This window comes from Flavobacterium sp. KACC 22763 (assembly GCF_028736155.1).
GTDB lineage: Bacteria > Bacteroidota > Bacteroidia > Flavobacteriales > Flavobacteriaceae > Flavobacterium.
Map to the genome: position 1 here is coordinate 23529 of NZ_CP117879.1, position 20075 is coordinate 43603.

Consider the following 20075-nt stretch of genomic DNA (forward strand, 5'->3'; position numbering starts at 1 on the left):
TAATAAAAATCTATTTATTCTAAAATGTACTTAATTACTGTGCTTATAGTTGTTTTTTATGTTAAATCTTGATTTTATTTTGTTAAAAGGCGAGTATTTGTTTGTTTTATTTTTTATATTATGTTAATATAATGTATTTTGTTAAACGTGGTCAAAAATATATTTATTAATTTGAAATTCCTTACGGCTTTCCTCATTCAAGTGCAATTTTTACTAAAAAAAATAAAAATAGATTGTAAGTAGCTGAAAATGAATTGTTTTTTTTTTTTTTTTTTTTTTTTTTTTTGAGATTCAGATAATTTTTAGTTTGTGATGATATGTTGAGTAACAAATTAGAAGATTTACGACATATTACTAATAGCCAATGTAAAAATGATGACACTTATAGCAATATTTTTCCCATGTATCTCTTTTCTTTTAAGAGGCAAAATTTTGACGTCTTTACTTTGCTTGATTTTGCAGTTAACTTTAATCGGCTGGATGCCTGCTGCAATATGGGCGGTCATATCTCTTCAGGATTCAAGAGCTGACAGACGTAATGAAAAATTAATAAAAGCAATGCGAAATAGATAATTGTTTATATGCTCACAATATGCGCAAATGTGAAAAATCTAGAATTGAAAATAAATAAAGGAGTCTTTGATTTTATGGAATTCATAATTAAAAAATGTACCACTTTCTTGAAGACATTTTATTGAAAAGGATAAAATTTGTTCTTTAGATGTTTTTACATAATTTTACATATTATGTATGAAATATTCCAAAAATATATCGAAGAAAAAGCTGAATTTACCCCGGCTGAATCAGAACGTATACAATCTTTTGCCATTATCAAAAAACTTCGAAAAAGACAATATCTATTGCAGGAAGGAGATGTCTGGAAGTACGATGCTTTTATTACTCAAGGCTGTGTAAGAACATACACGGTTGACGATAAAGGCGGTGAGCATGTAAATAGCTTTAGTATTGAAAATTGGTGGACAGGTGATAGAGAGAGTTTAATGATGCAGCAACCGTCACGATTTAATATCGATGCTATTGAAGATACAGCGCTTGTTCTTTTTACTCATGAAAATTTTGAATTGCTGTGTAGAGAAATCCCTGCTTTTAATAACATGGTTAATACTATTCTGCAAAGAAGTTTTATTGCTGCCCAAAATAGAATACAAGCTTCGCTGACTTTAACTGCTGAAGAAAAATACTTAAATTTTATAAAGAAATATCCAGGCTTTGCTTCGCGAATTCCTCAGGTAATGATCGCTTCATATCTGGGAATGACACCAGAAACATTAAGTCGTATTCGTAAACAGACCGCAAAAAAATAAATTATATAAGGAGCTTAAGAAGCTCCTTTTTTTATGTCTTATTTGAACTCTTGATCTATATCAAGTTTTTACTTATTTCTAATCAATGTGCAGGTTTTGCATTCGTCGCAACTTTGTAATGTTCAAAAGAAACAAACATTATAAACATTTAAATATTAGAAATCATGTCAAAAACAATTTTTATTACAGGAACAAGTACAGGTTTTGGAAAACTTACAGCTTTAACATTAGCTAACGCAGGTCACTCAGTTATTGCCGGAATGCGTAATACAAAAGATAAAAATGCCGCAGCAGCTAAAGAACTAGGAGCGATCGAAAATATTGAAGTAGTAGATATTGATGTTACTGATGATGTATCAGTAAATAAAGCTATCGAAAAAGTAATCTCTAAATACGGTAAAATTGATGTTCTTGTCAATAATGCAGCTGTAAGCGGTTTTGGTTTACTAGAAGGCTATTCTATTGATCAAGTTCGTAAAATGTTTGATGTCAACGTATACAGTGTGCTTCGTATGTATCAGGCAGTGCTCCCTTCAATGAGAAAAGAAAAAAACGGACTTGTAATTAATATTACAACAGGAGCAAGCGGACACACGCTTCCTTTTATGGTTCCTTACATCGCTTCAAAACTTGTAGTAGAAAGTTTTACAGAAGGACTTCAAGATGAATTGGCGGATTATGGAATTGAAAACGTAAGTATTCAGCCAGGAGTTTATCCTACAGAAATGAATAATGGTTCTAAAGCTGGTATTCATGCAGACAAAACAGAAATTATTGAAGAATATGGGGATGCTGCCACCGAAAAATTTAATGCTTTAGGAACAGCATTATTTGGTAAAATGGCTCAATTTGATATGAATCCGCAAACTATTGCTAATGGTATTCTAGAATTGGTCAGCATGAAAAAAGGGGAAAGACCTCTTCGTTTTCCGCTAGATGCCATTGCTCAAGGAACAGATAAAGAATTTATTGAAGCTCGTGCCAATATTAAAGCAAAATGGGTAGCAGCTTATACTAATTAATTTATTCACAAAATACATTTACAATAATCATGAAAACAAATCATAAAAAATCAAACAAAAAAGTACAGACTTCAGCTGCAGCAATGCTTAATTTATTAATACTCTTTTCTGCTTCAGAAAAAACAGTGGCGCAAAATACTGCAGGAATTGTTGGGATTGATCATGTCGGAATCAATGTCCCAGACTTGAGTAAAGCAGTTGCATTTTTTAACGATGTACTTGGTTTTACACCTGTAACACAGTTAGGGCCAATTCCGCTAGATTTAGAATGGAAAAAAATGAATCATATTAATCCTGCAACAGGCGCTGTTACTATAAAAATGATAAATGCGGGAAATGGGGCCAGCATTGAAGTGTTTGAATACGCAGATAGCAAAGGAAGTTTGAATCATCCAAATACTGATGATATTGGAGCGTCACATATTGCTTTTTATGTAGAGGATATTAATGCAGCTGTGCAGTATTTGAAAAATAAAGGAGTTAAAGTTTTAGGAGAACCTTTTACAACGCCTTCTGGTGATACGGCTGGGGAATCATGGGTTTACTTTGAAACGCCATGGGGATCAAAAATGGAATTAGTTTCTTATCCAAACGGAAAAGGATACGAGAAGAATAAACCTGCCAAAATTCTCTGGTCTCCTAAAAAGCAGATTGATACCTCAATTTCTGAATCTGAAATTAAATCTTTAGTTGACTCGCATCTTTTAATATGGAATGAAAAAGAAATTAAAAAACGTGAAGACTTAATGAAAAAAGTCTACAATGAAAATATTGAAATGGTAGACAGTCATTTTGTAGCTGTTGGTTATAAAGAAATAAATGGATTTATAGAGGATCTTCATAATAAAAATAAAAATTCGAGATTTTCACGCATCAAAGCAATTGATGTAAATCATAATACGGCAAGGCTTTATTGGCAGCATGGCTCTGCAGAAAAACCAGATGCTGTTACTGGTATGGATCTTTTCGTTTTTGAAAATGGAAAAGTGGTTAAGTTGTATGTATTTGTAGATAATAAAAAATAAAAGGAAATGGGAAGTTCTAATCATCATGATAAAACAAAGACGACAGCAATAACTGTAAGTGCTTACTATAGAGTTCATCCGGAGGATAGACAGATTTTTATAGATGCTGTTATACCCGATATGATTGCTGCCAATAAATTAGAAGGCTGTATTTATTATGCTTTTTCTCAGGATTTGACAGATGAAAGCACTTTTCATCTTTTAGAAGGCTGGAGAGATGAAGAAGCATACGAAAGACATGAAACTTCTGAAATATTTTTAACTGCTTTGAGTACAGTGGTTAAAAATGTAAGGATACTAGATAGAGAAGGAGTACGTTATGAGGTTAAAAAAATGCATATTGACGATCCAAGAGGGAAAGTTTGATCATCATAGAATGTCATTAAATATTAAAATAGCCAGAGAGTTTTTTGGATATCTCTAAAAATGACGAAACCCTTAACAAAAGTTAAGGGTTTCAAATTTCAGCGGAGAAAGAGGGATTCGAACCCCCGGACCTGTTACAGTCAACAGTTTTCAAGACTGCCGCATTCGACCGCTCTGCCATTTCTCCAGTATGTCGCCATCAGAGCCTGATTGCGGGTGCAAATATAAGACGGTTTTTCGGTTATAAAAATTTTTTTCGAACTTTTTTTTGAAGTTTTTTAAGATAATTTTCAAGTGTCTAATTATCAGTATTTCCGAAAGTGGTTTTTTTGAAAAATTAATCTAAATGGTCTAAAATTGGTGTTGGTTTTTTATGTTCGTCGACTGCAACAAACGAAAAAGTTCCTGAAACTACAGTTTCGCGAAGTTCTGTATACATTTGTTCCATAAAAATATCGACATGAATTTTACAGCTGGTTCTTCCAACGCTATCCACTTTTGCTACTAATTCTATTAAAGTTCCCGCAGGAATTGCTTTTTTGAAATCAATTTGACCTGTCGAAATCGTAACTACTTTTTTACGGCTGAAACGTGTAGCGCAGATAAAAGCAACTTCGTCCATTAAATGAAGTGCTGTTCCTCCAAATAAAGTGTCATAATGATTTGTTGTGCTAGGAAAAACGGCTTTAAAAATACGAGTTTCTGATTTTTGGATTCTTTCTTCTACTGTTCCCATATTAGTAATTAACGTATTCTGTAATTTCAAGTCCGTATCCAATCATACCCACTCGTTTTGTTTGCTCTGTATTCGAAACCAATCTGATTTTAGAAATATCTATATCATGAAGAATTTGTGCTCCGATACCGTAATCTTTGCTGTCAATAATGACTTTCGGAGCTTTTAAAGTTCCGTTAGCTTGTAACGATTTTAGCTCAGAAATTCTGTTTAAAAGATTAACAGCCGTCATATCTTGATTGATAAAAATAACAGCACCTTTTCCGTTTTCATTAATTACTTTAAACATATCGTCTAGCTGCTGTTCTGCATTGTTAGTCAATGTGCCTAATAAATCATTATTTACCTGAGAAGAGTGAATTCTTGTCAAAATTGGTTCGCCAAGATTCCAAGTTCCTTTGGTTAAAGCAATATGAATTTGTTTGTTTGTAGTTTGTTCGTAAGCTCTTAAACGGAAAGTTCCAAAACGAGTTTCGATATCAAAATCTTCTTTTTTAACGATTAAGCTATCGTGCTGCATTCTGTAAGCGACTAAGTCTTCAATAGAAACTAATTTCAGATTGAATTTCTTAGCCACTTTAACTAATTCTGGCAAACGCGACATAGTTCCGTCGTCGTTTAAGATTTCGCAGATTACACCAGCAGGTTTAAATCCTGCAAGACGCGCAAAATCAATTGCTGCTTCAGTATGCCCTGTTCTTCTTAAGACACCGCCTTGTTTAGCAATTAAAGGGAAAATATGACCAGGACGAGCTAAATCGTGAGGTTTTGTATTTGGATCAACTAATGACTGAACTGTTTTTGATCTATCAGCGGCAGAAATTCCAGTTGTAACTCCTTGACCTTTTAAATCAACAGAAACAGTAAAAGCGGTTTCCATATGATCTGTATTGTTGGTAACCATCGCGCGAAGATCTAATTCCTTGCATCGGCTTTCTGTAAGTGGCGTACAAATTAAACCACGTCCATGAGTAGCCATAAAGTTGATCATTTCTGGAGTTACTTTTTCGGCAGCAGCCAAAAAATCACCTTCATTTTCACGATCTTCGTCATCGACTACAATGATTACTTTACCTTGACGAATATCTTCAATAGCTTCTTCAATGGTATTCAGTTGTATTTTTGTTGTTGACATAATTATTTTTGCTTTTGAGCAGATAAAAACCGCTCAGAGATTTTCTGAATTAGTTGTGAAATTGGGGTTGTAATTGCATCAAAATTAATTAATCCGTTATCGTTTGTAGCGCGATAGGTTAATAAAACTGCTAGCGGAGAGAGGACAAAAGATGACATCCATGATCCCATAAACGGAGTCATACCGCCTTCTTGAGATAACCTTTTTCCGAACGTATTGATGAAATGGAAAGTAATGAAAATTAAAACGGCAAATACAATAGGAAGTCCTAGTCCTCCTTTTCTAATAATAGCGCCAAGCGGAGCTCCGATAAAGAACATTAAGAAACAAGCAAAAGCAATAACGAATTTCTCGTATAATGCATTATAGTGTTTGTTAATTTCTCGTTCCTTGTCTTTTAAATCTTTCTGCGTCGTTTCTATGGAATAAATGTTGCTGGTAATATTGCTTCCCGCCATTTTTAAAATATCAACTTTGTCTTTGTTAGAGTAAATAGACAAAACATCATTTGGAAGCGGTTTCTTTTTGATGTTTTTTTGAGTATTTCCGGGAAATCTTTTAATCCCCACTCGCTGATTGATATTTTCAGAAAAAGAAACAATTTCGTTGTCTAAATTTTTGTTCAATGAATCTAAAGTATAACGAAGTTCATTAACATTCAACATTCCATTTGTTCCTGCAATGTTTTCTTTGCTGTCGTCAACTTTGTTAAGTTCAGATAAATCGATATTGATAATTTGCGTTTTAAATTTTCCTTTTATAAAAGGCATTTTCGCGCGATCTTCATATTTTTTAGGAGTAACGTCCTGGTAGTAATAACCGTCATTTAAAACTAACTTTAAAATGCTAGATTTTTCATTACTAACTAATTCACCTGTTTTAGCTTTAATAACGGTTTTATTTTCACCCATATTATTCGCTTTCTCGTGAATAGTTACACCGGTTAGGTGATTTCCGTTTTCGCCAGTTTTTTTGTTTACTTTAATGTTGTAAGTTCCGACATCGTTAAACTGACCTTCAGCAATAGCCATAGCTGGCTTAGCTTGAGCAATGTTTTTTCTAAAGTTGACAAATTTATATTCGGCATACGGAATAACATTATTGGCAAACCAAAAGGCAACAATACTTAAAACGAAAATAAAAATAATCAAGACTCGCATTGCTCTTTGCAAGGAGATTCCTGAAGATTTCATAGCTGCGAATTCATAATTTTCGGCCAAATTTCCGAAAGTCATAATAGATGCTAATAAAACTGAAAGTGGTAAAACCAACGGAATAATTCGTGGCATAGAAAAAAGCAGGAATTTCACGACTAATATTAAGTCGAGATCTTTACCTGCTAGTTCTGAAATAAATAGCCATACTGTTTGCAGTATGAATATGAAAAATAAGATTACAAATACCGTGGTAAATGTAAGTAAGAATGTTTTTAATAAGTATTTGTCTAGAATTTTCAACCTTCTGATTAATCTAATTTATTGATGTAGTATTTCGGGTATTTACTCGCTACAAAGGTAAATTGATTTTTTGATAATGGCTGATTGGTTTTAAAAGAATTAACGGTTAAAGTTGTTTTTGTTCCGTTTTTTCCAGTTTCAATCAAATTATAGATGTGTTTAGTCTGAACGTCAACACCTAACAAAATTTCTTTTCTTTGGTCTTTTCCGCTAGTTGGAACTAATTTGATATATTGAATTTTTCTTCCTTTTACATTCTGAACAATGTCCATGTTGTATTTGTAACCAGAATTGAAGAAAGTAAGCATTTTAGAAGGAGTGATTGCATTATCATCTTTCTCGTTTACTTTAGAAATAGTAACTTCTTCATCTTCAGGAACAATAGTGTATGTTTTTTGACCGTCAAAAATTTTGGTAACGCCCATAAAATTCAAAACGTACTGGTTTCCTTTCATTGTTACGTTTCCTTTACTGTCTTGATTGATGTTTTCTTTGGCATTATTCAAAGAATATTTAAAATCGATAACAATATTGTCGTAGCTTTTTATTTTAGAAGTTACTTCGTTCAATAAATCTTTCGCTTTTTTATCTTGAGCTTGAATAGAAGTGAAGCTCAAAAGCAAAATAATTGCCATTTGGAAGCACTTTTTAGTCATGTTTGTGATAGAATTGTTGTTGATTTCTTGAATTTTTGCTTTCATGATTGGATTAATTTTGTTCATTATTAAAAAATTGATCAAGAGCATTTAAATCTAAGATGTTTACGCTGCGTGCTTTACTGCCTTCAAACGGACCAACAATACCTGCTGCCTCAAGTTGATCGATCAAACGACCAGCTCTGTTGTATCCTAATTTTAATTTTCGTTGCAATAAAGAAGCAGAACCCTGCTGTGCATTGACAATTATCTCTGCCGCTTCTCTAAATAAAGTATCTCTTTCTGAAATATCTATATCAAGATTAATGCCACTTTCCTCTCCAACAAACTCTGGAAGCAAATAAGCTGTAGCATATGCCTTTTGTCCTCCAATAAAATCTGTAATTTTTTCTACTTCTGGAGTATCAATGAAAGCACATTGTACACGAATTACGTCGTTTCCGTTGGTGTATAATAAATCCCCTCGACCAATTAACTGATCGGCTCCTTGGGTATCTAAAATAGTTCTAGAGTCAATTTTTGAAGTTACTCTAAATGCAATTCTGGCAGGGAAATTGGCTTTAATTAAACCTGTAATAACGTTTACAGACGGTCTTTGTGTTGCAATAATTAAGTGAATACCAATAGCACGGGCCAATTGAGCCAAACGCGCAATAGGAACTTCAACTTCTTTTCCTGCGGTCATAATTAAATCTGCGAACTCATCGACAACCAAAACAATGTAAGGTAAAAATCGATGTCCTGCCTCTGGATTTAATTTTCTAGACTTGAATTTTTCGTTGTATTCCTTAATATTACGAACCATCGCATCTTTTAATAAAGAATAGCGATTATCCATTTCCACGCAAAGTGAATTCAGAGTATTTACAACTTTAGCATTGTCTGTAATAATAGCGTCTTCCGTATCTGGAAGTTTAGCCAAATAATGTCTTTCAATTTTGTTGAAAAGCGTAAGCTCTACTTTTTTCGGATCGACTAAAACAAATTTTACTTCAGCTGGATGTTTTTTGTATAAAAGTGAAGTTAAAACTGCGTTTAATCCAACAGATTTTCCTTGTCCAGTTGCTCCAGCCATCAATAAGTGAGGCATTTTAGCTAAATCGACAACAAAAGTTTCGTTTGAAATGGTTTTTCCTAATGCAATTGGCAATTCCATTTCGGCTTCTTGGAACTTTGCAGCTCCAATAACGCTCTTCATCGAAACCATAGTTGGGTTTTTGTTCGGAACCTCAATACCGATAGTACCTTTTCCTGGAATTGGCGCAATAATACGAATTCCTAGTGCTGATAATGATAAAGCGATATCGTCTTCTAAACTCTTAATTTTAGAAATTCTGATTCCTGCTTCAGGTACAATTTCATATAAAGTAACCGATGGACCAACGGTTGCTTTAATTTGTGCAATTTCAATTTTGTAGTTACGAAGTGTATCTACAATTCTGTTTTTATTTTCTTCTAATTCTTCCTGATTGATGGTAATTCCGCCTGTTGAATACTCTTTTAGTAGATCGATAGTTGGGAATTTGTAATTGGATAAATCCAAGGTCGGGTCAAATAATCCGAAATCGGCAACTAGACGAGAAGCTAAGTTTTCTTCGATAATATCTTCTTCCTCTGCTTTTTCAATTACAAATGCTTCATCAGGAGAAACTAATGGCAATTCTTGTTTTGGTGTAATTGGCTTTAGAACTGGATTTAACTCAATTTCAGATGAATGAGAAATAGTTGGCTTTAAAGCTTCTTTATTAATTTCGAACTGAGAATCGACAGTTTTTATGTGAATGTTATCCAATTCAGGATCGTCTTCTTCTTGTTTTTCTTCTACAATTGCAAATTCTTCCAGATTATAAGCACTTTCCGGCTGATTTACAGCTGGTTTTAAAGTGTCTAATTCTGATTTGAATTCTTTTTTAGTCGAATCGAAATATGACTGGATTTTTTCTGGCGATAATTTGATTTTGAAAATCAGATAAATGATTAAACCAAAAAGCAGTGTAAGCAGTGTGCCTGTTTTTCCGATATAATCTTGAAGGAATAAATTTAATTCATAACCAATAGTTCCCCCTAATTCTGGTGCCGAAGTAGCAAAGAAACCAAATAAGACAGAAACAACGATAATAGCAAAAATATCCCAAAACCAAGTGTTTTTAAGTTTTTGAGTCGAAAGCTCAAGTGCTAAAAACATTCCGGTAAGGAAAAATAAACGTACAAAAATGAAAGAGGCAAGTCCAAAACCTCTGTAAATAATTAAATCGGCAAGATAAGCCCCGAATTTACCGAGCCAGTTCTCAGCAACTTCAGTGCGATCTCCAAGTTGGTCTACAACACTTTGGTCGTTTTGCCATTGTCCATTAACATAAAAAGAAATAAATGCGACTAATAGTGCAATAGAAAAAAGTACCAAAAGACATCCTAAAACAAATTTTTGTTGTTTAGAAATTTTAAAAGATCTTTTATTCCCTTCTTGTTTGTCGTTTTTTTTATCTACAGTTTCTTTTTTATTTTTTGCCATTATTGCGTTTTCCTTTGCCTAAATAAATTTTGGAATATAAATAATCAAGCCTATTGCAATTGCAGTCATTGCGGCAAAAAATACCGCTCCGGCAGCAATATCTTTAATAAATCCGATTCGTCTGCTGTAATCAGGATGGATGAAATCGGCAATTTTTTCAACTGCTGTATTTAATCCTTCGATAGCTAAAACTAAACCAATGGCTAAGGTTTGACATAGCCATTCGGTTTGAGAAATATGAAAATAGAACCCAGCAATCGTCATGATAATTCCCAATGAGAATTGAACCATAATGCTGTGCTCTGTCTTAATCAATTTTACAGCTCCGTTAAAAGCATAAGTCATACTTTTTAATCGGCCTGTAACAAATGTATTATCTTTTTGAAACTCCATTTAAAGGAAAATATTATAGTGCTGCTAAAGCTGCTTCGTAATTTGGTTCGTTTGCAATTTCTGCTACTTGTTCTGTATGAACGATTTTTCCGTTTGCATCAACAACAATAATTGCTCTCGAGTGTAAACCCGCCAATGGTCCATCAACGATTTCTAAACCGTTTGCTTTACCAAAAGCACCTGTTTGAAAATCTGATAAGTTTACCACATTTTCTAAACCTTCAGCACCGCAGAAACGTTTTTGAGCGAAAGGTAAATCTCTAGAAATACATAATACAGTTGTGTTTTCCAATCCGCTTGCACTTGCGTTGAAAGTTCTAACAGACGTTGCGCAAGTTCCTGTATCAACACTTGGGAAAATATTTAAAACTAATTTTTTACCAGCGAAATTGCTTAAAGATGCAACTGATAAATCGTTTTGAACTAATTTGAAGTCAGCTAGTTGTGATCCAACTGCTGGTAATTCGCCTGATGTATGAACTGGATTTCCTCCTAATGTGATAGATGCCATGATTTTTGATTAAAATTAATGAGGCTCAAAAGTAAGGATTAATATTTTAATCTAAAAGTATTTGTTAAGGGTTTAAGGAGAGATTAAGGAGCTGAATTTTTATTTTGGTTTGTTTGTAGATTGGACGCGGATAAAACGGATTCACTTCATGAAGTCGCGGATTTAAACGGATTTTTTTTTCATTTGCGCATGAAACAAAAACATCCGTTTAAATCCGCGTTTTTGCGTAAGCAAATCTGTTTCATCCGCGTACCATTTGCCACAATACAAAAAAAAGCGTCCCTAAGTTAGAAACGCTTTCTCAGCTTTGTTTTTTTATTTATTCTTGGGAGGGGATCGATTTACTTATCGATTGAACCTAAAACACGTTTCATGAACGTATTTAAAGCTTCTTTTTTATCAGTTCCTTGAGCTACCAATTTTTGCACTTCAAGAGCACCATACATATTTGAAATCAATTCACCAATTACGTCCAATTCTTCGTCTTTTAGAGAAGGAATTTCAGTCATCGTTTCTAGAACTTCGATTGTTTCAATGATATAATCCTGATCGTTTTCTTCGATGAATTGTGTTAAATGCTTAATTACAGGTAATTTCATAATTTTTTGTTTAAGCGTTAAATCGTTTCTTTGTTTAATCGATTAAACGAATAAACAAATAACCAATTAAACAATAGCGTTTACTAAGTCAATTAAAACTTCTTGTTTGTTAGTTTGCGTTTCGCCAACCAATTGTCCGTTTACGAAAGTAGCAAATGTTGGCAAGTTACTCACATTAGCTAATTTTCTAGACTCAGGAGAATTTTCTGCATCAACCAAAACAAAAGTGATAGCTTCATTTTCTGTTGCTAATTTTTTGAATTTTGGTTTCATAATACGGCAATTTCCACACCATGAAGCTGAATATTGTACTACTACTTTTTCGTTTTTAGCAACTAAATCTGCTAACGTATCTTCGTTTAAGTCGATTAACATAATTTTATTTTTTAGACACTAAGTTGCTAAGGTTCTGAGATGCTAAGTTTGCTCTCGAACCGAATAACTGTGTGTGGATTTATTTGATTTTTTTAAGTCGTTGAGATTCTAAGATCTAAGTTTAATCTTAGAATCTCTTGACTTTTTATTGTAGAATTGTATGTAAGATTCAAAAGTTATACTAAAAAACTTAGCAACTTAGAACCTTAGTATCTTAGCAGCTTAGTTAGCGCTTAAGTATTCAGCAGTACTGATTCTGTCAGCAGACATTGCTTCTTTACCAGCTTCCCAGTTTGCTGGACAAACTTCACCTTTAGTTTGGATGTGAGTGTAAGCGTCAACCATTCTTAAGTATTCGTTTACGTTACGTCCTAATGGCATATCGTTTACGCTTTCGTGGAAGATTTTTCCAGTTTCGTCAATTAGGTAAGTAGCTCTGTAAGTTACGTTTGAACCTTCGATGATAACTGAATCAGTATCTTCGCTATAGCTTGTAGATTCGATATCAAGAATACCTAAAATGTTAGCTAAGTTACGGTTTGTATCTGCTAAAATTGGGTAAGTAACACCTTCGATTCCACCATTGTTTTTTGGAGTATTTAACCAAGCAAAGTGAACTTCGTTAGTATCGCAAGAAGCACCAATTACGATAGTATTTCTTTTTTCGAATTCTGGTAATGCAGCTTGAAAGGCGTGTAATTCAGTTGGGCAAACAAAAGTGAAATCTTTTGGGTACCAAAACAATAATACTTTTTTGTTGTTGTTTACTGCTTCTTCAAAAATGTTGATTTTTAAATTGTCACCCATTTCTGAGATAGCATCTACTGCAATACTTGGGAATTTTTTTCCTACTAAAGACATAATTTTCGTTTTACGTTTAATATTTATTTGCTGCAAAAATAGGGCATAAGTACAGGTTCTTACAATAAGATGTGATTATAAAAATTTATAAGTTAATAAATTTTGACTATTTGCAATTGTAATTTACTGAATATCAATATTTACGGGTAAAGCGCCGTTGAAATTATTTTTTTCTAAAAATTGAACTCCCGCTGTTTTTTGAAATTCTTCAAAATCTTGATACGCCTGAATTAATCCTGAAGCTTTTTTTAGATTCGGAATTAAAGGCAATGAGTACGGATTTCCGAAAACAAAAACAATACACTTTTTAGTTTGCAATAATTCAGAAAGCAAGTTTAAAACTTCGTCATCAATTTCGAAATTGTTTAGCGGTTTCGCTTTCGGGACAAATAATGAAATGATAATAGTATCGAAATTTTCTAATTCTTTTTGGATTAATGAAGTATCGGAAACTTCTAAATTTTCAAAAGCAAACTCTGGCGAATTAAGTTTTGCATTTAAAGTTTTGAAAAATGTATTTTCAGTATTTTTATATAAACTCAATTTAGCAAGTTTATTGTTTTTCTGCGCTTCAAAAGCTAGTGCAGCACTTGAATTATCTATAATTTTAGTAATGGCATTTTGCGCAATTTCTAAATTTATTTTTGATGTTTTTTCGAAATCCAATTCGCCCGAAACAGAAGTGTTTCCGGATAAAATTCCAGCTTTTTCTTTGGCTTTCATGATTCGGTTATAGCTTTCAAAAATGCGATCTGGAGAAGCGTTTTTATAAATAGCTTCAATTCCTTCAGGAACATTTTCGGCGAAGCATAAAACATCATTTCCTGCATTAAAAGCTTCCCATTCTAATTGGCCTTTTGTTTCGTACAATTTAGAAACGCTGTGCATGTTTAAAGCATCAGAAATTACCAAACCATCATAACCTAATTTATCACGCAAAAGATCCTGAATAACCGCTTTTGATAAAGTTGCAGAAGTATCTTTTCCGTCGTTTAAACTCGGAACAGCCAAATGTCCAATCATAATCGAATCGACATTGTTTTCGATTCCTTTAATGAATGGATATAATTCGTTTTCTAATAATTCTTCCAAAGTTTCCTTTAAAACTGGTAAACCTAAATGTGAATCGACATTGGTGTTTCCGTGTCCAGGAAAGTGTTTCAAGCAGCCTAAAACGCCAACTTCTGACATTCCTTTTAAATATTCAACCGAAAAATCGGCTACTTTCTCTTTGTTTTCACCAAAAGAACGATATCCAATTACAGGGTTGTTCGGATTATTATTAATATCTGCCAAAGGCGATAAATTGTACTGAATTCCAGCTGCTTTTAAATCTAAACCAATTTGTTTTCCAGCTTCGTAAACTAAGTTTGCTTTGTTTTCTGGTAAAGCGCCAAGCGTAATAGCATACGGATATTGCGGTGTTTTTTCGATACGCATTGCCAATCCCCATTCTGCATCAATACTGATTAAAAGCGGAGTAGAAGCTGCTTTTTGATAACGAACAATCAAAGCTTTGATTTTTTCGTAGCTGTCGTCATTAAAAACTACTTTTTTCTTGCTTTCATAATTGGTTGCAGCGCTCGCACGACTGTGGAAAAAGGTTAGTCCGCCAATATTGTGCTCTTTTATAAGGCGTTCAGTTTCTTGAATATTTTCTTCGGTATCGTTGATGAATACGGCTGGAAAGAAAAATTGTCCTATTTTTTGTCGTAATGCTTCGGCTGTGATTTTCATTATTATAAAGTCTTTTTCATGCAAACACTATTATCCATTTTTTCGTAAGGAGGATAATTTGGAATGATGCTATAATTTAATTTTTGATATAAGTTGATGGCTTCTGGCTGATTTTTTCCGGTTTCCAAAATAGTATAGGTATAACCGACTTCTTTTGCCCAGATTTCAAGTTCGGCTAAAACTTTTGACGCAATTCCTTTTTTTCTGTGATCTGGATGAACATACATTCGTTTAATTTCTGTTGTTCCAAGTTCTTTTTCTCGAAAAGCACCACAGCCAACAGGAATTCCGTTTTCGTAATAAACAATTGTGTGTTTTATTTTATCGGTTTTATTAAACTGATTATAAAACGCATGATCTTCGCCATCTCTAATTGCTAAATCCTGGTCTAATAAAACAACCAGATTTATAAAATCGATATCGTCTGAATTCGTACGTTTTATACTCATGATTTAAAATGCTTAGATTTGTTTCGTTTATTTTCTAACACATAGAAACATAGTATCTAGTTCTTGAAAAAGGCGTTTCATTTTGTTTAAATACACATAGCTATGTGTTGAGAAACTAGTTTTTCTTTTTTATTCTTTTAATAGAAAAAAATCTATGTCTCTATGTGTTTAAAAGAATATTTTATTTCAATTTAGCTTTCTTTTGTTTCGCCAATTGTTTTTTGGTTTCAAGAGCTTTTTCCAATCGGTTTTTAAAACGGAAAAGTTTCGGCAATCCTTCCAATCGGTCTTCAATTGTGATGATTTCATAAACCACAATTGCTTTTTCTAAAACCCGAATTTCATTTTCGAGGTCGTTTTCGTTTTTGTAGATCGTTGCTAATCGATCGTAAGGGTGATTTCCTTTAAAGCCTTCTGCAACATTTTCTTCATACAACTCAATCGCTTTGTCAAGATTTCCATTTTTTTCGAACTCCGATCCTTTCAGATTGCGTTCGTTCTGCAAATTCTCATTGATTTCCATAGGTAAAGTTTGATTTGGGGTTTAAACTTCTTCTGATTTCTTCCCAAAATCTTTTGGGAAAGTTAAAAAACGTGATAAAATAAGACCTGGAATTGTAGCTATTAGAACCCAAACAAAGAAGTTTCCATAGCCTAAATATTGTTGAATGTAGCCACTTAGCATTCCTGGCAGCATCATTCCCATTGCCATAAATCCTGTTGCCAATGCATAATGTGCCGTTTTTGATTCTCCTTCGGCAACATGGATTAAATACATCATAAATGCCGTAAAACCAAAACCATAGCCAAATTGTTCTAAAATAACGACGATATAAATGTAATAAATTGAGGTTGGGTGAAAAAATGCTAATAGAATAAAGCCAATAATTGGTAAATGCATTGCTAAAAACATTGGAAACATCCATTTAGTAAGGCCATGTCGTGAAATGGCAATTCCTCCCAGAATTCCACCCAGAGTCAATGCGGCAACTCCAAATGTTCCGTAAATGATTCCAACGGCTTCGGTGTCTAATCCCATTCCTCCAAGTTCTTTAGAATCTAGTAAAAAAGGACTTAACATTTTTAGCAATTGCGATTCTCCTAATCTGAAAACTAAAACAAAGGCAAGAATTAATCCGATTTGTTTTTTCTTGAAGAAACTGATAAATATCGTTCCAAAGTTTTGATGTGATGTTTCTTTACTGCTCTCTACAACATTGATTTCATTTTTTGGTGTGAAAATGAAATTGTAAGCAGTAATAAATGTCATTAATAAACCAACGCAAATCATGGTATACGACCAAGCTTTTGTATTGTCGCCAAATTTATGTTCTAAATATCCAGCAAATAGTACCACTAATCCGTTTCCTGCAAGCATAGAAAGTCTGTAAAAAGTACTTCTGATACCGATAAAAAAAGATTGTTTGTCTTCTGGTAAAACTAATAAATAAAAGCCGTCAGTAGCAATATCGTTAGAGGCCGAAGCAAAAGCGGCAACCCAAAATATGGCTAAAGACATGATGAAAAATCCATTTGTTGGAATTACAAATCCGACTAGCAAAAAGGAAATCGAAATTATTAATTGCATTAATAGAAACCATTTTCTTTTGGTTCCGATCAATTCAATAAGCGGACTCCAAAGTGGTTTAATAACCCAAGGCAGATAAAGCAAACTGGTGTAGACGCCAATGTCTTCGTTAGAAATTCCTAGATTTTTGTACATAATTACCGAAACCGAAATAATTATGGCATACGGTAATCCTGAAGCGAAGTTTAGAAGCGGAATCCAAAACCAAGGTTTGTTATCTGTTTTCATTAGGTTGATTTGGTGTATAGTTTTTATAAGGTTTTTTTAGGTCAATAGCAGTTGGAGTACTTTCATTAGCATAATAATCAATAAAAGTTACGGCGCAGGCTTTGTAAAGATTTAGTTTTCCGGCCGCTATTGCGAAAGTAATTTTTCCGTCAACTTCTTTTATCGTTACTTTTTCGATAATTTTTGTAGCATCGTTAATATCGATTTTCGAAATATGTTCGCCTCCATAAACCACCATATAACGGACCTTTGTATTTAACGGACTTTGGAATGTAAAGTTATATTTAATGCTATCCTTACTATATTCCAAAACTTTTGGAGTATCGATAATGACGTGTTTTAAATTTGGAACTGCCGCAGGAAGTGCAGGATATTTATATTGGTTTTCTTCTAAATGACGAACTACATCAAAGTTTTTGCCCATAAACCATTTTGAACTGAAATAAGCACTTCCAGAAACATTTTTAAAAGTTCTAAGAAGATCAATCTGATTTGGAATTTCGGTCATATAGTTCCAGTTTTTATCACCGTCAGCTCTAATTTTGTATGTAGCGTGACCGATATAAATCGCTGTATTATTGGAGTTTTCAGACCACCATTTTACCAATTTAGAATAAGAAGCTCTCGTATTGTTCATGCTCCAGTACAATTGTGGCAGAATATAATCGATCCATTTTTGATCCATCCAAAGCATTGGATCTGCGTATAAATCATCATAATTTGAAGTAGACTGTGTTTCAGAACCTCTTGGATCTTGATATTTGTTTCGCCAAACCCCAAACGGACTAATTCCGAATTGTACCCAAGGCTTGCTTTCTTTTATAGTGTTTGAAATAGCATGAACAAAATTGCTCACATTGGCACGGCGCCAATCTGAACGGCTTAAACCTGCGCCATATTTTTGATAAGAAGCGTTATCATTAAAGACTTTTCCTGGAACAGCGTAAGGATAAAAATAATCGTCAAAATGAATGGCGTCAACATCATATTTGTCAACCACTTCTTTAACGACTTTGGTTAAATGCGCCTGAACTTCTGGTAAAGCAGGATCATAATAGTATTTTCCGCCGTATTCGATCATCCATTCCGGATGTTTAAAAAGATCGTGGTTTGGACTTAAAAGATTTTTATTCAAATCGAAAGTAGCACGATACGGATTTAGCCAAGCGTGAAATTCAAATCCGCGGTTATGAGCCTGTTCAATCATCCAAGCCAAAGTATCGTAATATGGGTTTGGAGCCAAACCTTCTTTTCCTGTCAAAAATCGTGACCAAGGCGCAAATTCTGAAGGATAAATAGCATCGCCAACACTTCTAATCTGAACAATAACAGCATTATAATTCAGTTTTTTGTAAGCTTCTAAAATTTCAAGATAATCAGCTTTTTCTTTTTCTACGTTGTCTGTCGCTTTTTGTGGCCAGTCAATGTTTACAACTGTTGCAATCCAGACACCTCTAAATTCATTTTTAGGATGCAGTATTTTTTCCTGAGAAAAAGAATTCCATCCAAAGAAAAATAAAAATATGATAGAGTATAGTAAGTGCTGATTTTTATGCATTTCAAATGTTTATTTTAACAAGAACCAAAAATAGTCTGTTTTGCCACGAATTACACGAATTTTCACAAATTATTTTTGAAAAGAATAATAATGAACAAAAAATACTGCAATTAAGTGAGTTTTTTTTCTGCCACGAATTACGCGAATTGCACTAATTTTTATTCTCAAAGTAATAAAAAAAGAATTCGTGAAAATTCGTGTAATTCGTGGCTAAAAAATATTTAGTTTGGGAAAGAAATTTTTCCCATAGTTACTGATGGAATTCCTTTTTGTGAACCAAAATTGTAATTTCCGCCTGCAACCGTTTCATTTGCCAAAACGGCAAATAAAACCGCTTCTTTTGCATCTCCTGAAATTCCGAGAACGTCACTTTTTTCAAATTTACAAGACAATAATTCCTGTAGCCACTTCACCATTAACGGATTTCGAGCGCCACCGCCAGACATATAAACTGTAAACTCTTCGATTGGTGTTTTAGTATTTTCTACAACAAACAAAACCGCTTCGGCAATCGTTTCTGCGCTCAGACGTGTTAAAGTGGCCAACAAATCTGGTGCCGAAATATTTTGTAAACCTAATTTTACCAAAGCCGAGTTTACAAAATCATGATTGAAAAGTTCCTGACCAATAGTTTTAGGAAAACTTTTTTGGAAGAAAGCATTATTTTTTAATTCGCTTAAAAGTTCTTGATTTACCGTTCCTTGTTTAGCGATTTCGGCGTTTTTGTCGAAACTTTTTTCTGGGAAAAATTGTTTGGTGAAAATATCGATTAAAGTATTTGCGGTTCCCGTATCGGTTACAAAGACTTCTTCGGCGTTTTGAGAAGCGGGCAAATAAGTGAAATTGGCGATTCCGCCCATGTTAAGCATAATTCGGTTTTCTCCTTTTTTGCTGAATAATAAATAATCGCCATAAACCGCCAAAGGCGCGCCTTCGCCACCTGCAGCAACGTGTTTTTGTCTGAAATCTGAAAGTGTTATAATTCCCGTTTTTACCGCAATATGATCGCCGTCGCCAATCTGTAAAGTCGCATTTGGAAATTTTTCCTGCTGATGTAAAAATTTTGGCGCGTGCAAAACCGTTTGTCCGTGTGAAGCGATCAAATCGACTTCGCTTGCGGGAATATTCCATTTTGCTAGACAATCATTAATCATTCCTGCGTGTAGGTTTGCAATCCATTCGTTTAATAAAACCAAATGCTGAAAATCGATTGTTTTTTGTGCAAACACTTTTCTGATTTCGGTTTTAATATCTTCGTTATAATCGATGGTTTCAAAGTGCTGGATTTTTACAACAGTATTTCCGCCTTCGCCCGAAACTTCGCAAAGAGCCAGATCAAGTCCGTCAAGTGAAGTTCCTGACATTAAGCCTAATATTTTTCGGGTTTCTTTTTGAGCTATATTGTAGAGGGCTCTTATATTTTTATTCATTTTGAGTAATCTTAAAAAACGCAATTAATTTGGAAACGCTAAAATGGGATTATTTTGCATATAAATTTAGAAAAAAGAGATTTTATTGTTTCTAATTGGAAGAATTAACAGA

Annotated in this window: 21 protein-coding genes and 1 tRNA gene; 5 read left to right on the plus strand and 17 right to left on the minus strand. The window is 33.7% G+C overall.

Annotation, left to right across the window (positions count from 1 at the left end; translation table 11 throughout):
• Nucleotides 1-375 precede the first annotated feature (375 nt).
• From PQ463_RS00045 to PQ463_RS00065, 5 genes are all read left to right on the plus strand, one after another.
• Complete coding sequence (locus PQ463_RS00045) at nt 376-573, plus strand: YqaE/Pmp3 family membrane protein (RefSeq protein ID WP_274257997.1); 198 nt, start codon at nt 376-378, stop codon at nt 571-573.
• A 173-nt stretch (nt 574-746) separates the two neighbouring features.
• Entirely contained in the window at nt 747-1325 is a 579-nt protein-coding gene (locus PQ463_RS00050) for a Crp/Fnr family transcriptional regulator (RefSeq protein WP_274255734.1), read from the plus strand.
• A 164-nt stretch (nt 1326-1489) separates the two neighbouring features.
• Nucleotides 1490-2347: an SDR family NAD(P)-dependent oxidoreductase gene (locus tag PQ463_RS00055; RefSeq protein WP_274255735.1), complete on the plus strand. Its 858-nt coding sequence runs from the start codon at nt 1490-1492 to the stop codon at nt 2345-2347.
• A 29-nt stretch (nt 2348-2376) separates the two neighbouring features.
• Nucleotides 2377-3372: a VOC family protein gene (locus PQ463_RS00060; protein WP_274255736.1), complete on the plus strand. Its 996-nt coding sequence runs from the start codon at nt 2377-2379 to the stop codon at nt 3370-3372.
• 6 nt (nt 3373-3378) lie between these two features.
• Nucleotides 3379-3738: a putative quinol monooxygenase gene (locus PQ463_RS00065; protein ID WP_274255737.1), complete on the plus strand. Its 360-nt coding sequence runs from the start codon at nt 3379-3381 to the stop codon at nt 3736-3738.
• Nucleotides 3739-3840: 102 nt separating this feature from the next.
• Here the strand turns inward: PQ463_RS00065 and PQ463_RS00070 are convergent.
• The 17 genes from PQ463_RS00070 to PQ463_RS00150 form a co-directional block, all read right to left on the minus strand.
• Nucleotides 3841-3925: transfer RNA gene (locus PQ463_RS00070), tRNA-Ser, on the minus strand.
• A gap of 150 nt (nt 3926-4075) precedes the next feature.
• Entirely contained in the window at nt 4076-4474 is a 399-nt protein-coding gene (locus tag PQ463_RS00075; protein WP_274255738.1) for an acyl-CoA thioesterase, read from the minus strand.
• A gap of 1 nt (nt 4475) precedes the next feature.
• Nucleotides 4476-5609, minus strand: a complete 1134-nt coding sequence (gene ribB, locus PQ463_RS00080) for a 3,4-dihydroxy-2-butanone-4-phosphate synthase (protein ID WP_274255739.1) — start codon at nt 5607-5609, stop codon at nt 4476-4478.
• Between the two features lie 2 nt (nt 5610-5611).
• Nucleotides 5612-7066, minus strand: a complete 1455-nt coding sequence (locus tag PQ463_RS00085; protein WP_111377766.1) for an LptF/LptG family permease — start codon at nt 7064-7066, stop codon at nt 5612-5614.
• Nucleotides 7067-7074: 8 nt separating this feature from the next.
• Nucleotides 7075-7701 carry an outer membrane lipoprotein periplasmic chaperone LolA1 gene (lolA1, locus tag PQ463_RS00090; RefSeq protein ID WP_462676712.1) on the minus strand — a complete coding sequence of 209 codons (627 nt, stop codon included), beginning with the start codon at nt 7699-7701 and terminating at the stop codon, nt 7075-7077.
• A gap of 73 nt (nt 7702-7774) precedes the next feature.
• Nucleotides 7775-10234 (minus strand): DNA translocase FtsK, encoded by a 2460-nt coding sequence (locus tag PQ463_RS00095; RefSeq protein ID WP_111377767.1) that lies wholly within the window; start codon nt 10232-10234, stop codon nt 7775-7777.
• 18 nt (nt 10235-10252) lie between these two features.
• Nucleotides 10253-10627, minus strand: coding sequence for a diacylglycerol kinase family protein (locus PQ463_RS00100; protein WP_111423903.1), 375 nt, complete (start codon nt 10625-10627; stop codon nt 10253-10255).
• Between the two features lie 13 nt (nt 10628-10640).
• Nucleotides 10641-11138: a thiol peroxidase gene (gene tpx / locus PQ463_RS00105; protein WP_111377769.1), complete on the minus strand. Its 498-nt coding sequence runs from the start codon at nt 11136-11138 to the stop codon at nt 10641-10643.
• A 341-nt stretch (nt 11139-11479) separates the two neighbouring features.
• On the minus strand, nt 11480-11737 hold the full coding sequence (locus PQ463_RS00110; protein WP_274255740.1) for a DUF6952 family protein: 258 nt from the start codon (nt 11735-11737) through the stop codon (nt 11480-11482).
• A gap of 66 nt (nt 11738-11803) precedes the next feature.
• Nucleotides 11804-12112, minus strand: a complete 309-nt coding sequence (locus PQ463_RS00115) for a thioredoxin family protein (RefSeq protein WP_008462030.1) — start codon at nt 12110-12112, stop codon at nt 11804-11806.
• Between the two features lie 222 nt (nt 12113-12334).
• Nucleotides 12335-12973, minus strand: a complete 639-nt coding sequence (locus PQ463_RS00120; protein ID WP_012024184.1) for a peroxiredoxin — start codon at nt 12971-12973, stop codon at nt 12335-12337.
• A 123-nt stretch (nt 12974-13096) separates the two neighbouring features.
• Nucleotides 13097-14710: a glycoside hydrolase family 3 protein gene (locus tag PQ463_RS00125; RefSeq protein WP_274255741.1), complete on the minus strand. Its 1614-nt coding sequence runs from the start codon at nt 14708-14710 to the stop codon at nt 13097-13099.
• Between the two features lie 2 nt (nt 14711-14712).
• Nucleotides 14713-15159: a GNAT family N-acetyltransferase gene (locus tag PQ463_RS00130; protein WP_274255742.1), complete on the minus strand. Its 447-nt coding sequence runs from the start codon at nt 15157-15159 to the stop codon at nt 14713-14715.
• A gap of 181 nt (nt 15160-15340) precedes the next feature.
• Entirely contained in the window at nt 15341-15682 is a 342-nt protein-coding gene (locus PQ463_RS00135) for a tetratricopeptide repeat protein (RefSeq protein WP_274255743.1), read from the minus strand.
• Nucleotides 15683-15703: 21 nt separating this feature from the next.
• Entirely contained in the window at nt 15704-16975 is a 1272-nt protein-coding gene (locus PQ463_RS00140) for an MFS transporter (protein WP_274255744.1), read from the minus strand.
• Entirely contained in the window at nt 16962-18533 is a 1572-nt protein-coding gene (locus PQ463_RS00145; RefSeq protein WP_274255745.1) for a glycoside hydrolase family 10-like protein, read from the minus strand. The genes PQ463_RS00140 and PQ463_RS00145 overlap by 14 nt, the downstream gene beginning before the upstream one ends.
• Before the next feature lie 221 nt (nt 18534-18754).
• Nucleotides 18755-19963: an anhydro-N-acetylmuramic acid kinase gene (locus tag PQ463_RS00150; RefSeq protein ID WP_274255746.1), complete on the minus strand. Its 1209-nt coding sequence runs from the start codon at nt 19961-19963 to the stop codon at nt 18755-18757.
• Nucleotides 19964-20075: the final 112 nt, after the last annotated feature.

Bases quoted from the DNA above. Each gene is read 5' to 3' on its own strand.
- PQ463_RS00095 (WP_111377767.1), bottom strand. From the start codon at position 10,234: ATGGCAAAAAATAAAAAAGAAACTGTAGATAAAAAAAACGACAAACAA.
- PQ463_RS00130 (WP_274255742.1), bottom strand. From the start codon at position 15,159: ATGAGTATAAAACGTACGAATTCAGACGATATCGATTTTATAAATCTG.
- PQ463_RS00075 (WP_274255738.1), bottom strand. From the start codon at position 4,474: ATGGGAACAGTAGAAGAAAGAATCCAAAAATCAGAAACTCGTATTTTT.
- PQ463_RS00065 (WP_274255737.1), top strand. From the start codon at position 3,379: ATGGGAAGTTCTAATCATCATGATAAAACAAAGACGACAGCAATAACT.
- PQ463_RS00060 (WP_274255736.1), top strand. From the start codon at position 2,377: ATGAAAACAAATCATAAAAAATCAAACAAAAAAGTACAGACTTCAGCT.
- ribB (WP_274255739.1), bottom strand. From the start codon at position 5,609: ATGTCAACAACAAAAATACAACTGAATACCATTGAAGAAGCTATTGAA.
- PQ463_RS00125 (WP_274255741.1), bottom strand. From the start codon at position 14,710: ATGAAAATCACAGCCGAAGCATTACGACAAAAAATAGGACAATTTTTC.
- PQ463_RS00100 (WP_111423903.1), bottom strand. From the start codon at position 10,627: ATGGAGTTTCAAAAAGATAATACATTTGTTACAGGCCGATTAAAAAGT.
- PQ463_RS00055 (WP_274255735.1), top strand. From the start codon at position 1,490: ATGTCAAAAACAATTTTTATTACAGGAACAAGTACAGGTTTTGGAAAA.
- PQ463_RS00045 (WP_274257997.1), top strand. From the start codon at position 376: ATGACACTTATAGCAATATTTTTCCCATGTATCTCTTTTCTTTTAAGA.
- PQ463_RS00115 (WP_008462030.1), bottom strand. From the start codon at position 12,112: ATGTTAATCGACTTAAACGAAGATACGTTAGCAGATTTAGTTGCTAAA.
- PQ463_RS00145 (WP_274255745.1), bottom strand. From the start codon at position 18,533: ATGCATAAAAATCAGCACTTACTATACTCTATCATATTTTTATTTTTC.
- PQ463_RS00140 (WP_274255744.1), bottom strand. From the start codon at position 16,975: ATGAAAACAGATAACAAACCTTGGTTTTGGATTCCGCTTCTAAACTTC.
- lolA1 (WP_462676712.1), bottom strand. From the start codon at position 7,701: ATGGCAATTATTTTGCTTTTGAGCTTCACTTCTATTCAAGCTCAAGAT.
- PQ463_RS00120 (WP_012024184.1), bottom strand. From the start codon at position 12,973: ATGTCTTTAGTAGGAAAAAAATTCCCAAGTATTGCAGTAGATGCTATC.
- PQ463_RS00110 (WP_274255740.1), bottom strand. From the start codon at position 11,737: ATGAAATTACCTGTAATTAAGCATTTAACACAATTCATCGAAGAAAAC.
- PQ463_RS00150 (WP_274255746.1), bottom strand. From the start codon at position 19,963: ATGAATAAAAATATAAGAGCCCTCTACAATATAGCTCAAAAAGAAACC.
- PQ463_RS00135 (WP_274255743.1), bottom strand. From the start codon at position 15,682: ATGGAAATCAATGAGAATTTGCAGAACGAACGCAATCTGAAAGGATCG.
- PQ463_RS00050 (WP_274255734.1), top strand. From the start codon at position 747: ATGTATGAAATATTCCAAAAATATATCGAAGAAAAAGCTGAATTTACC.
- tpx (WP_111377769.1), bottom strand. From the start codon at position 11,138: ATGGCATCTATCACATTAGGAGGAAATCCAGTTCATACATCAGGCGAA.